Raw genomic sequence first — 12,906 nt, 5'->3', positions numbered from 1 at the left:
TTTCACTCCTCAAAAGCCATCTTCTGATAGCAGTATATGGACAAACTGATTGAATGGTGTGGACATGTCTTTAAAATTAGCGTCTAAATTTAGTTAAGCAAAAAAATAGAAGTCAGTTTCCTGACTCCTAAAATAAATGGTTAACTTATGAAAATCGCTTGCGCAAAAGTGATGCCCCCGGTGATGAGTAAAAAGACGAAGCTATATTTGAGAGTGAAACGGAAGAGATCTCCTTCTCGTCCTACTAGGCCAACCGCACCTGTTGCAACAGCGATAGACTGTGGAGAGAGCATCTTAGCCATAACACCGCCTGCTGTATTCGCAGCAACGAGGACCATCGGAAGAACGGCAATTTGTTGAGCAGTAATTTGTTGCAAGTTTCCGAATAAAGCATTGTTAGACGTAACAGAACCAGTTAAGAATACGCCAATCCATCCTAGAAGTGGAGACAGGAATGGGAAGACACCTCCGCTTGCAGCAAGAGCTAGACCTAATGTAGAGCTCATGCCACTATAATTTGCAATGAAGGCAAATCCTAGCACCATCATAATTGTAAGTACGGGCTTTTGAAGTTCTTTTACTGTTTCAACAAAAGCTTCTAGCGCTGCTTTAGGACTCATTCTAAGAATGAAGATGGATAGGATCGCAGCGATGAAGATAGCCGTTCCTGTTGCTGAAAGAAGATCAAGTTTCAACATCGCACCGTAGGGTGTTTGTTCACTTACAATTGGTGCTGTTTTAATAACGAGATTATGGAGTCCGGGTACAGGAATCTGAAGGATCGTTGTTTCAAGTAATCCCCCTTCTACAAATAAATTCTTGAAAGGTTTTAGACTCCAAATTGTGACCATTGCTGTTAAAGCAATGAACGGAGACCATGCTTTTAAAATTCGTCCAGCTGTTAGCTGAGCTTCTGGATCAAGAGAAACAGCAAGCTGTGCTTCAACTGGGTCAATCGTATGGTTTTGCTGCATTTTTGGATGCCAAATCTTCACGAATACAGCTACGGCTACTAAACTAACGATAGAAGACGTAATATTAGGCAGCTCTGGTCCAATAAAAGTTACTGTCGCCCATTGTGTAATGGCATAAGTACTACCGGCTACAAGAGCTGCTGGCCATACTTCTTTCAAGCCTTTCATACCATCAATAATGACGACGAGTAGGAATGGAATTGTGAAAGAGATAAATGGAAGAGACGTGCCAAGAAATTGACCAATTTCCAGTGGAGCGAGCCCGCTCACTTGACCGGCAACAATGACAGGGATGCCCATTGCTCCAAATGCTCCACTAGCTGTATTGGCGATTAAACAAAGGCCCGCTGCTTTAAGTGGTTCGAACCCAAGTCCTACAAGAAGAGCGGCTGTAATCGCAATCGGTGCTCCAAAACCAGCTGCGCCTTCAAGAAACGCATTAAATGAAAAGGCGACGAGCAACATTTGGATTCGTTTGTCATCTGTAATGGATACAATGGAACTCCTGATAATATCGAATTGCCCACTTTTTACAGAAAGTTTATAAAGATAGACAGCACCAATAACGATGTAAGAGATTGGCCATAAGCCAAATGCAAATCCGTAACCAGTAGTCGCTGCAACCATCGTAATAGGCATATCATAGAAGAGGATCGCAATCACTATAGCGAGCATCACTGTAACAGTAGCAGCGATATGCCCTTTCATTCGAAAAGCGGTAAGAGCAAGAAAAAAAAAGATAATCGGAATAAGAGCAATAAAAGCGGATAGCCAGATGTTATTAAATGGGTCATATACTTGTGTCCATGTTTCCATGGGGATCACCTCTTAAGCGTTATAGTAGGTATTCATTTAACCGTCTCAAAACAGGGTTTCATTGCTTCGCGTAACGTCCTTGCAGAATGCTGCAGTTGTTTCATCTCGGTCTCTGTGAGATCAAGCTCTACAATTTCTCGAATACCGTTTCTGTCGATAATGGCAGGTGCGCCAATATAGATGTCATTAAGACCATATTCACCTTGCATCAATGTTGAAATCGTTAGGATAGAGCTTTCGTTTCTTAGAATCGCTTTGGTCAGACGAACAAGTCCCATTGCAATACCGTAATAAGTTGCGCCTTTCCGATTAATAATGTGGTAAGCTGCATCGCGGACGTTCGTAAAAATCTCGTCAAGTACTGGCAACTCTTCTTCTGATATCATTTTCGTTACTGGGCGGCTACTAATGGTAGCGTGGCTCCATACTGGAAGCTCCGTATCGCCATGCTCGCCGAGTATATAAGCATGTACATTTCTAGAATCGACCAGGAAATGATCGCCGATTAAGTAACGAAGTCTTGCGGTATCAAGAATCGTACCAGAACCAATAACGCGTTCCATCGGTAGACCAGAGAATTTCCATGTAGCATAAGAGAGGATATCTACTGGATTCGTTGCAACGATGAATAGTCCGTCAAAACCACTCTCCATAACGGCAGTGACAATTCCCCTGAAGATGTTTACATTCTTCTCAACAAGATCAAGTCTCGTTTCCCCAGGTTTCTGATTTGCGCCGGCTGTAATCACGACAATGTCAGCATCTCGACAGTCTTCATAATCCCCTGCCCAAATTCTCATAGCTGATCCAAACGGCATCCCGTGATTTAAATCTCTTGCTTCTCCTTCAGCTTTTTCTTTATTTAAGTCAATGAGCACCATTTCATTTACAACTTCTTGATTTAATAAGGCAAAAGCATAGCTTGTCCCAACAAATCCCGTTCCAATGACAGCAACTCTCGTTGTATATCGTTCGTTTTTCATATTCATTCCACCAATCTATTGTATGTGATGTCTTTCACATACATAATATAACGTGGATTAAATTGCTTATATGTGACAAAGATCACATGAAAAGGTTTACATATAAAATTAATTTTAAAAGGTAAAATAAACATGATTACTTGAGGAGTCTATGTAAAAAAACGCTCAAAATCTGAGCGTTTTGTTTTTTACCAGAAAAAGAAAGGTGACCAGCTATAAGCGGCGATGGAGGCAAGACCGACTGCAATGAGAGCCGCTCCGAAAAAGAAGTAGCTACCAAAGCCTGGCCCATCGTTTTCGCCATCCATCGGGCGAAGGTAGACATTGTCGCGGTCACAGTGATCGATGTAACCGTAATGCGTTTTGCCATCATGACAGCGAATGGCTACACACCTACCAGCGTTTTTAGTGAATTCGTCGTGATAAGACATGTTATTCCTCTTTTCTTGTTAAATGTAAGAGTCGGGAAACTCTTAGATCGTGCATTATTACTTTATGAAATTCGGATAGGTGAGGTTTGGACAGGAATGGAGCTAAAACAAAATAACAGCTCTTTTATAAAAGAAATAAAGTAGCTATGATAAGGATAGAACGAAGGAGGGGTGAAATGGACGGTATTAAACAAATTGGGTCTTTCTATCAAGTCGATCATGAGGGGTACCTTGTAAATGATACGTCTTGGGAGAAAATCAATAGAAACTATCGAAACGCGATCGATCGTGCTGTGGAGAATTTAACTATAGCTATGCCTTTAAGCAGCATTTATTTAAGAGGATCAGTGCCAAAGGGGAAAGGAATAGAAGGTGTGTCTGATCTCGATCTCATTGTTTTAACAGAGAACGGGAATGAGCAAGTAGCAGAATTATTGAATCAACAATTAGTTGATGAATTTCCATGGTTAAATGGGTGTGAGATAAGTTTCCATTCAGCTAAAGAGTTAGAGGGTTTAACTTCCTTTTCAATCATTCCATTCATGCTGAAAACGTCCAGTCTCTGTGTTTATGGAAAAGATGTGGCAAAAGCTATTCCTAGGTTCAAGCCAGATAGAGCTCTTGCAAATGATCATCTGATTCAGCTAGAAAACCACATCGTTCAGGCAAAAAGCGATCTTGTTGGAAATGAAGATAGTGAAGATATAGCGGATTGCTGCGGATGGATTATGAAAATCATTGTCCGGAGCGGTCTCGCGCTTGTGATGGAACAAAGACGAACATATACGAGAGATCTTTATCCAGCTTATAAGCTGTTTAGTAACTTCTATCCTCATAAAGAGCCTTATATGAAACAAGCTTTAACTTATGCGGTATTCCCTTCAGCCCAGAGAGAAGAGATTACTCACTTTTTGGATCAGTATGGGGGACGGCTTATTCAAGAAGCGAATGATTGGCTAAATAAGTATAACCCTGAAAGAGTTCGCCATCTATCGATTGAGTAGTAAAAAGGGAGCGAGATCATGGAATTGATCTCGCTCCCTTTTTAAAATTTCATAAATAGGTGATTAGCGCAATTCCGCAAAGAAACAAAACGCTAAGAATCACTTTTCCAAAGAGAGGGAGCTGTTCTTTTCCCTTCTCATTAATTCGTTCTTCTTCTTCATCAAGAGTCGTTTTATATTTCGATTGGCAGCAGCCCATATCATCACACCTTTTGGGTTTAATACGCTATCCGTCAAAGGGGATTCTCTGTTCAATATATCCCTTTAAGCGACGCTATCCTTATCCCAACCGGAAATGTCGATTTCTAGTGGAATGTTGGCAGCGCGTTGCTTACGAGCAGAGTAGAAGAAAGCTACAATAACGCCGATCGTAATGATGGTTGCGCCGATGTAGGCGACATTCATTGGTAAGCGAAAGCCGATTGGTGCATTAAGAATGTAAGTTGTCGTTGCCATTGTGATAAAAATTGCTGGGATCATGGCAATCCAGTAGTTTTTCTTCGCAATAAACAAGTACATCGCGCCAACCCATAAGGCAATCATCGCTGTAGACTGGTTAGCCCATGAGAAGTATCTCCACAGAAGGGTAAAATCAATTTTCGTAAGCCCAAATGCGACAACGAAAAGCGGTAGTGCGATCCAGAGGCGATTTGTTACTTTACGCTGAGAGTAATTAAAGTAATCTGCAATAATCATACGAGCACTTCTGAAGGCTGTATCGCCGGACGTGATTGGAAGGACGATGACACCAAGAATGGCAAGCGTTCCACCGATCGCACCTAGCATGAGAGTAGAAGCTTCACTTACAATCGCAGCCGGTCCACCATTAGCAAGCAGTTCATTTAACCCAACAGGTCCATTGAATAAGCTCATAGCAGCAGCAGCCCAAATCATCGCAATGACACCTTCTGCAATCATCATTCCGTAGAAAATGTTGCGACCTTGTTTTTCATTTTGCGTTGTACGCGAAATGATTGGCGTTTGTGTAGCGTGAAATCCAGAAAGTGCGCCGCAAGAGATTGTTAAGAATAGTAATGGAAAGACTGGTGCGTTGTCAGGGTGGAAATTACTTAGCGTGATTTCAGGAATCGGTGCGCCAGTGAACACAAGTCCAGCACCAACGCCGAGTGCGCTAATAAGAAGAAGCGCACCAAAAATCGGATAAAAGCGTCCAATGATTTTATCAATCGGTAGCAATGTAGCTAGGATGTAGTAAACAAAAATCGCTCCTAGAATAAGACCCATTGTTGCCCAGCCGTTCATTAAGTTGTTCAATAGTCCAGCTGGTGCTGTGACAAACACCGTTCCTGTTAGAAGGAGAAGTAGCACAGCGAATGCATTCACAACATGCTTCATCACTTTTCCAAGAAACTTTCCTGCAAGTTCAGGTAAGTGAGCGCCCCTGTTACGAATGGAGATCATTCCTGTAAGGTAATCGTGAACAGCTCCTGCGAAAATACAGCCAAATACGATCCAGAGAAAAGCGACTGGCCCGTAGAGTGCACCAAGAATCGGGCCGAAGATTGGACCAACTCCTGCAATGTTCAATAATTGAATCAAGGAGTTCTTCTTCGTGTTCATTGGAAGGTAATCGACGCCATCCTGATGCGTATAGGCGGGGGTTTGACGTGCTTCCTTAATGCCGAAAATTTTCTCAACAAATTTTCCGTAAGTAAAATAACCAATTATAAGAAGTGCAATTCCTGCTAGAAATGTATACATGAAATCATCCCTTTCCGTACAATGTATGCGTTTACATAAAGTATAAGAGATGAGAGGGAGGAATGGATTAATTCCGCTCTAACATGTCTGAAAGTTGGATTGAGATGTTTGTATGAAAGACTGAAATGCACTCGGAATTACAATTCAAGTTCTGTACGTAGTGCTTTTACATAATTACGACTTACAGAAAGCTTTTCTCGAACACCTTCTAATTCAAGCTGATAAGCACCATTAAACCATGGGGTCAGGCGCGTCACGTAGTGAAGATTAACAAGATATCCTTTATGAATTCTAAAAAACGAAAAGGAGGATAGTCGGCTTTCAAGTTCTTTTAGCGCCATCTTCACTTCGTACTCGCCATTTTTTACAACGATCCGTGAGACTTTTTCATCGCGAAAAATAAAGAGGATATCATTGGGATCGAGGTAATGAATCTCACCTTCTAGTTCAACTGAGAGCTTGCCTTTCTTTGGCGGAGGTTCTTCTTTAGTAGATACTTGCATCAACTTCTCTAGACGTTGTACGGTTTGATGAAGCTGTTCTTCATCATAGGGTTTCAGAAGATAGTCAATCGCTTCATATCGAAAAGCTTCTGCAGCAAATTCAGGATAAGCAGTCGCAAAAACGATTAGAGGAGATTTCTTAAGTTCCAATAAGGCTTTTGCTGCTTCCATCCCATTCATTTTGGGCATCTCAACATCAAGAAAAACTACATCTGGTTGAAGTTGAAGGGATTTGATCACAGCTGTTTCACCTGAATCAGCTTCACCGATCACATTTATCGTCTTACAATGTGAGAGTAAATGAACGAGTTCCTGACGGCTGTATCGTTCATCATCCACGATTAAACATTTAATTACGTTCATCTATTCGTCCTCCATTAGTGGAATCAAAAAGCAAATGGTTGTACCGTTACAAGGCTCGCTATGAATGGAAAGACTTGCTTCATTTCCAAATAGCATTGTTAGGCGACGATTAACGTTATAGAGGCCGAGTCCTGTACCAATTTCTGACGACACGTGTGCTCTACCAAGCTCTGGTAAGCGATCAGGGGAAATCCCTTCACCGTTATCAGTTACGCAAACAGTAACCCCGTTTGGATTTTGAGCAATTGTAATTTCAACAAGACAATCGTTTTCCTTATTTTTGATACCATGTTTAATAGCATTCTCAACAATCGGCTGTAACGTGAGTGGAGGTAATTGGACGGATAATACACTTTCATCGATTGTATATTTAACGGTTAGTCTGTCTACAAATCGTGCTTCTTCCACTTCAAGGTAGGCTTTCACGTGTTTTAACTCCTGGTTAAGCGAGGTCATGTTCGCTGTAGTACCAGATAAATTTTGTCTTAAAAAGTGTGAAAGGGAAACGAGTAATTTACGTGCTTTATCAGGTTCAATACGAATTAACGAAATAATTGTATTCAGTGAATTAAAAAGAAAGTGCGGACTGATTTGTGCTTGTAATGCTTTGATTTCGGCTTCTTTTGCAAGCTGATAGGCTTTATCCGCTTCAGCTATTTCTAACTGATTACTAAGAAGATTGCTGAGACCGAGAACGAGCTCAGTAATAATATGGGTGATCTCTTTTTCCGATCGGAAATAGAATTTTAGCGTGCCGATTGTTTTACCCCGCTGTTTAAGGGGAGCAATAATGGCTGCTCCGAGCGGACAATTTTTCTCAGCACAGTGAATGGTTTGATCGTTTGCTATAACAATTTCACCTTTATGAATCACGTCTTTTGTAATGGTCGTTTGAATCTCGTGTCCTGATTGATGATGGTCGTTCGCAAGGCCGACGTGACTTAAAATGTGTGTACGATCCGTTATCGCTACTGCGCTACCTTCAATTTCTCTATGAAGAATCTGACAGACCTCATGAGCTGAAGTCTCAGAAAGCCCTTGTCTTAGATAACCAAGTGTTTGATCCGCGATACGAAGGGTTTTCTGTGCCTGAAGAGCACCAGCTTTTTCTTCCTCGTTTACAACATTTTTTATGATAAGGAGGAAGAGAGCACAGCCAATTCCGTTTGCGAGAATCATTGGAATTCCGATCACTTCTACAAGAGCCATGGCATTTTGGAACGGTTTTGAAAGAAGCAAGATAATGAGCATTTGAACGGTCTCTGCACCTGCACCGATCATAAAGGCTGATCGAAGTTTTACATGACGGTTTCGTTTGTGTAGAGAGCCAGCGATAAGTCCAGCAATAATGGAGGCAAGTCCACAAGCTACTGCTGTAAATCCACCAAGCATATAGCGATGAATCCCTGCAATTAGCCCTGCACCAAATCCAACCCTCTTTCCACCAAGAAGTCCAGCAAGAACGACTCCGATTACTCTGGAATTTGCGATGGCTTCGTCAGAAGAAACTTCAAGTGGCCATGAATTAAATTGGAGTGAATCTGTACTAAATGTTAATCCTGTATATGTTCCGATGATCCCAAAGAAACCAAAGAAGCCAATCGCAACATACTGCTGCTTACGAGCAAGCTGATCGCTGTAGATCATATCTCGGAAGAAGCGAAAGCGGGTTAGCACAAATGCAATTGTAACAATAATGCCAAGTCGCTCTAGCATCGTAAGCAAGAGTTCGAACATGAGGGGGAAGCTCCTTCCTGGTGCCTGTCACCACCCGGTTTAAGTCAAATTCTGTCGAATGGTAAAGCGGTTACTTCTTATTATACGTGTTTTAATGAAGAGATAAAATGTATGAAAGTGAGAAGATGAATTAATCACACATATGCCACGATTTCATCTAACCTCTTATTTTTACGTTTGAATATCAAATTTCCTTAACCGGTACTGCAAGCTTTGTCTACTTAGCCCTAATACTTTTGCGGTTTGCGAGATATTGTTTTTGTTTTCTTGTAGTACCTTTTGGATATAAACTTTTTCAGCTTTCTCCATTTGTTCTTTCAACGGGATAATTTGATTGGAATCATGAATGGTAAGATGATCAGCCTCAATCAAATGCCTTTCTTTTTGTAATGGCGATTTATTTCGATACTGAATGGGCAAATGGGAATAGTGTATGATGTCTTCGCTCATCATTAAATTCATTGCTCCTTCAATAATATGCTCTAATTCTCGTACATTCCCTGGCCAATTGTAAGCCTGAAATGATTCAGAGACTTCGGTATCTACTCCTTTAACATCCATTTGAAAGAGATCGTTATATTTTGAGATAAACGAATCCACTAATAAAGAGATGTCCTCTTTCCTTTCTATAAGTGGAGGGATAAATAGTGTCACAACCCCAAGTCGGTAATACAAGTCTTTACGCATTCGTTCCTTCGCAATGGCTTCAATGGGATCTTCGTTCATTGTAGCGATGATTCTAACGTCAATGGCCTTATCTTCTGTGTCACCAATGCGCCGAATTGTTTTTTCCTGTAGGACTCTCAATAGTTTCGCTTGCAAATTCATACTTAATGAATTGATTTCATCAAGTAATAACGTCCCGCCTTCTGCTTGTTCAAATAAGCCCGGTCGTTCAGTTGCCCCTGTAAATGCGCCTCGCTTCGTACCGAATAGAAGGCTTTCAATCAAATTATCAGGTAAGGCAGCACAGTTTTGCGAAATAAACGGAGCGGAAGAACGGTGGCTACCATTGTGGATGCTTTGAGCAAATAATTCTTTCCCTGTTCCGGTTTCCCCAACGATCAAAACAGACGACGATGTCCTCGTGCTTCGTTTTGTATTCTCAATTACTTCTTGAATGGCAAGACTATTTCCAATAATGCTATCGAATGTGAATCGAGTGTTTCCTTTTCGATTCATATTGTCACGAATTAACCGTTCAAGCTTTGTCACGTCATTCGAGATCTCGACAGCGCCTTTAATCGTCCCATTTTCTAAAATTGGAAATGAGTTGTTAATTGTTGTAATTTCTTTCCCTTTATTATTGAAATACGTTTGCTTCACATTCAACGTTTCTATGCCTTTTTGAAGTGCCTTAACAAGCGTGCTGCTCTCATTCGCTGAGAACATAAAGACATCTAATAAATACTTATCAACAACATCCTGGCGATCCATGGCTTCAATTTGCATCATTTTAGGATTATAAATGATCGTTTTACCTTTTTCATCAATCACATGAACGCCGACGTCGATTTCATCGATGATTTTTTTGTATACATGATTCATCGTTTTAAGTGCTTTCCAATCGTTCTCCGTTTCATTATCCAAGTTACGTACCTCCTTTGTTGCTACCGCTATTGTATGTATGAACGTACATGGATTGCAATATTATTTTGCACACACATGCAAAATAAATCAATTGCATGCAAAGAGGTTTTGCATGGCGAAAGTGAATAATCCCCGTCCTTCCTAAGATTTAATCGTTTTAAAAAGTTGGCATAAAACTTGCTAATTACTAAGGAGAGGGAGAGCGAAGTTTTTTTTGCTCCTCTAGGTGAGGCGAACTTTTAAAGGAGGAAGAACATGAAGACACACACAACGACTGAGAATGTGATTGAAAAAACAACCCAATTTGGAGCGAATAACTATAACCCGCTTCCAATTGTTATTACGGATGCAGAAGGGGTGTGGGTGAAAGACCCTGAAGGTAACCGATATATGGATATGTTGAGTGCTTATTCAGCAGTTAATCAAGGACACCGTCATCCGAAAATTATTCAAGCCTTAAAGGACCAGGCAGACCGCATTACATTAACATCCCGGGCTTTTCATAACGACCAATTGGCTCCGTTTTATGAGAAGGTCGCAAAGTTAACGAATAAAGCAAAAGTTCTTCCAATGAACACTGGGGCAGAAGCAGTGGAAACCGCTATTAAAACGGTGCGACGCTGGGCTTATGATGTGAAAGGCGTTTCAGAAAATCAGGCTGAAATTATTGCATGCGTCGGAAATTTCCATGGACGTACAATGACGGCTGTATCTCTCTCTTCTGAGGCGGAATACCAGAGAGGATTTGGTCCAATGTTACCGGGAATTAAATTGATTCCATACGGTGATATTGATGCGCTACGAAATGCCATTACACCAAATACAGCTGCTTTCCTATTTGAACCGATTCAAGGAGAAGCAGGGATTGTCATTCCTCCAGAAGGCTTTTTAAAGGAAGCTTATGATGTTTGTAAAGAAAATAATGTGCTTTACGTTGCAGATGAAATTCAAGCTGGTCTTGGGCGCTCGGGTAAAACATTTGCGTGCGATTGGGAAAATGTTGAACCGGATATTTACATTCTTGGAAAAGCGCTAGGCGGAGGCGTCTTCCCAATCTCATGTATTGCTGCTAATGAAGAGATTCTTGGTGTCTTTAATCCTGGCTCACACGGATCCACATTTGGTGGGAATCCGCTTGGCTGTGCCGTTTCCGTTGCTGCTCTTGAAGTTTTAGAAGACGAACAGTTAGCTCAGCGGTCACTCGAGCTTGGAAACTATTTTCAAGAAAAATTAAAGGAAATCGATAACCCTCTAATTAAAGAAGTACGCGGTAAAGGATTATTTATCGGAGTTGAATTAACAAAGCCAGCAAGACCTTACTGCGAAAAGTTAAAAGAAGAAGGGCTTTTATGTAAGGAAACGCATGATACGGTGATCCGATTTGCGCCACCGCTTATCATTTCAAGAGAAGATCTTGATTGGGCCTTAGCTAAAATCGTAAATGTGTTGTCCAAGTAAGAACAATAAATAAGATGAGGTGTCTACATGGAAGCGGCAGTTAGCCAACATTTAAAGCAGGCTGAAAAACAAGATACGGAATCACTGAATTTATTTTACTCCACTCAAATCGTTGTGAAGGAAGCACTGGATCAACTTGGCTATTCAGATGAGGTGTATGAACTTTTAAAAGAACCAATGAGAATGCTAACTGTCCGCATTCCCGTTCGAATGGATAATGACAAGGTTCGAATTTTTACCGGATATCGGTCCCAACATAATGATGCGGTGGGACCGACAAAAGGTGGGGTGCGATTTCATCCAGAGGTGAATGAAGATGAAGTGAAGGCTTTATCTTTATGGATGAGTTTAAAGTGTGGAATCGCCAATTTACCTTACGGCGGAGGAAAGGGCGGGATCATTTGTGATCCTCGTGAGATGTCATTCCGAGAATTGGAACGGTTGAGTCGTGGTTACGTTCGCGCGATCAGCCAGATCGTTGGTCCAACAAAAGATATACCTGCTCCAGATGTTTTCACAAATTCTCAAATTATGGCCTGGATGATGGATGAATACAGTCGGATTCGTGAATTTGATTCTCCTGGGTTCATTACGGGTAAACCAGTTGTGCTTGGTGGCTCTCATGGAAGGGAAACAGCAACAGCTCGTGGCGTAACGATTTGTATTGAAGAGGCTGCTAGAAAGAAAGGAATCAAGCTACAGGGAGCGCGCGTCGTAATTCAAGGGTTTGGAAATGCTGGTAGTTTTTTAGCGAAATTCATGCATGATGCAGGAGCTAAAATTATTGGGATCTCCGATGCCTATGGTGCGATCTATGATGCCGATGGATTAGATATTGATGACTTGCTAGATCGCCGCGATAGTTTTGGAACGGTGACAACGTTGTTTAAGAATACGATTACGAACAAGGAACTGCTTGAGCTAGACTGCGATATCCTAGTTCCGGCGGCGATTTCCAATCAAATCACCATCGACAATGCTTCAGCTATTAAAGCTTCCATAGTAGTGGAAGCTGCGAATGGACCGACAACAATCGAGGCCACTAAAATTTTAACAAAGCGGGGCATTTTACTTGTTCCCGATGTGCTTGCAAGTTCAGGGGGTGTGACAGTCTCCTATTTTGAATGGGTTCAAAACAATCAGGGATATTATTGGACAGAGGAAGAAGTAGGAGCAAGGTTGCGAAAAGTGATCGTTGAGTCTTTTGCGAAAGTTTATGAAATCTCAAAAACTTACCACGTTGATACAAGGTTAGCAGCTTATATGGCAGGAATTCGAAAGATGGCAGAAGCTTCAAAGTTTCGAGGTTGGGTTTAGGTCGAGCG

The 12,906-nt window shown here is 41.4% G+C and carries 11 protein-coding genes; 3 read left to right on the top strand and 8 right to left on the bottom strand.

Annotated features, from left to right (window positions below; genetic code table 11):
* Positions 1-140 precede the first annotated feature (140 nt).
* The 3 genes from IQ283_RS22475 to IQ283_RS22465 form a co-directional block, all read right to left on the bottom strand.
* Positions 141-1,790, bottom strand: coding sequence for a lactate permease LctP family transporter (locus tag IQ283_RS22475; protein ID WP_194222394.1), 1,650 nt, complete (start codon positions 1,788-1,790; stop codon positions 141-143).
* A 32-nt stretch (positions 1,791-1,822) separates the two neighbouring features.
* Positions 1,823-2,773, bottom strand: coding sequence for an L-lactate dehydrogenase (locus IQ283_RS22470; RefSeq protein WP_408962623.1), 951 nt, complete (start codon positions 2,771-2,773; stop codon positions 1,823-1,825).
* A gap of 188 nt (positions 2,774-2,961) precedes the next feature.
* Positions 2,962-3,204: a hypothetical protein gene (locus tag IQ283_RS22465; protein ID WP_194222392.1), complete on the bottom strand. Its 243-nt coding sequence runs from the start codon at positions 3,202-3,204 to the stop codon at positions 2,962-2,964.
* A gap of 176 nt (positions 3,205-3,380) precedes the next feature.
* On the opposite strand from IQ283_RS22465, the gene IQ283_RS22460 reads away from it, so the two are divergent.
* A complete protein-coding gene (locus IQ283_RS22460; RefSeq protein WP_194222391.1) occupies positions 3,381-4,208 on the top strand; it encodes a nucleotidyltransferase in 828 nt (275 codons plus the stop codon).
* Positions 4,209-4,257: 49 nt separating this feature from the next.
* On the opposite strand, the gene IQ283_RS22455 is transcribed toward IQ283_RS22460, so the two are convergent.
* The 5 genes from IQ283_RS22455 to IQ283_RS22435 all read right to left on the bottom strand — a co-directional run bounded on the left by IQ283_RS22455 (position 4,258) and on the right by IQ283_RS22435 (position 10,081).
* On the bottom strand, positions 4,258-4,407 hold the full coding sequence (locus IQ283_RS22455; protein WP_194222390.1) for a hypothetical protein: 150 nt from the start codon (positions 4,405-4,407) through the stop codon (positions 4,258-4,260).
* 65 nt (positions 4,408-4,472) lie between these two features.
* Entirely contained in the window at positions 4,473-5,930 is a 1,458-nt protein-coding gene (locus IQ283_RS22450) for a carbon starvation CstA family protein (RefSeq protein ID WP_194222389.1), read from the bottom strand.
* A gap of 137 nt (positions 5,931-6,067) precedes the next feature.
* Positions 6,068-6,796, bottom strand: a complete 729-nt coding sequence (locus IQ283_RS22445) for a LytR/AlgR family response regulator transcription factor (RefSeq protein WP_194222388.1) — start codon at positions 6,794-6,796, stop codon at positions 6,068-6,070.
* Entirely contained in the window at positions 6,797-8,533 is a 1,737-nt protein-coding gene (locus IQ283_RS22440; RefSeq protein ID WP_194222387.1) for a sensor histidine kinase, read from the bottom strand.
* 171 nt (positions 8,534-8,704) lie between these two features.
* Complete coding sequence (locus IQ283_RS22435; protein WP_194222463.1) at positions 8,705-10,081, bottom strand: sigma-54 interaction domain-containing protein; 1,377 nt, start codon at positions 10,079-10,081, stop codon at positions 8,705-8,707.
* A gap of 297 nt (positions 10,082-10,378) precedes the next feature.
* Between IQ283_RS22435 and IQ283_RS22430 the strand changes: the two genes are divergently transcribed.
* Entirely contained in the window at positions 10,379-11,581 is a 1,203-nt protein-coding gene (locus IQ283_RS22430; RefSeq protein WP_194222386.1) for an ornithine--oxo-acid transaminase, read from the top strand.
* Positions 11,582-11,608: 27 nt separating this feature from the next.
* Positions 11,609-12,898, top strand: a complete 1,290-nt coding sequence (locus IQ283_RS22425; protein WP_194222385.1) for a Glu/Leu/Phe/Val family dehydrogenase — start codon at positions 11,609-11,611, stop codon at positions 12,896-12,898.
* Positions 12,899-12,906 lie beyond the last annotated feature (8 nt).

The sequence above is a fragment of the Pseudalkalibacillus hwajinpoensis genome (assembly GCF_015234585.1).
GTDB lineage: Bacteria > Bacillota > Bacilli > Bacillales > Guptibacillaceae > Guptibacillus > Guptibacillus hwajinpoensis_B.
The sequence above is the reverse complement of the archived record's forward strand: the minus strand, read 5'-3'. Positions and strand labels throughout refer to the sequence as shown.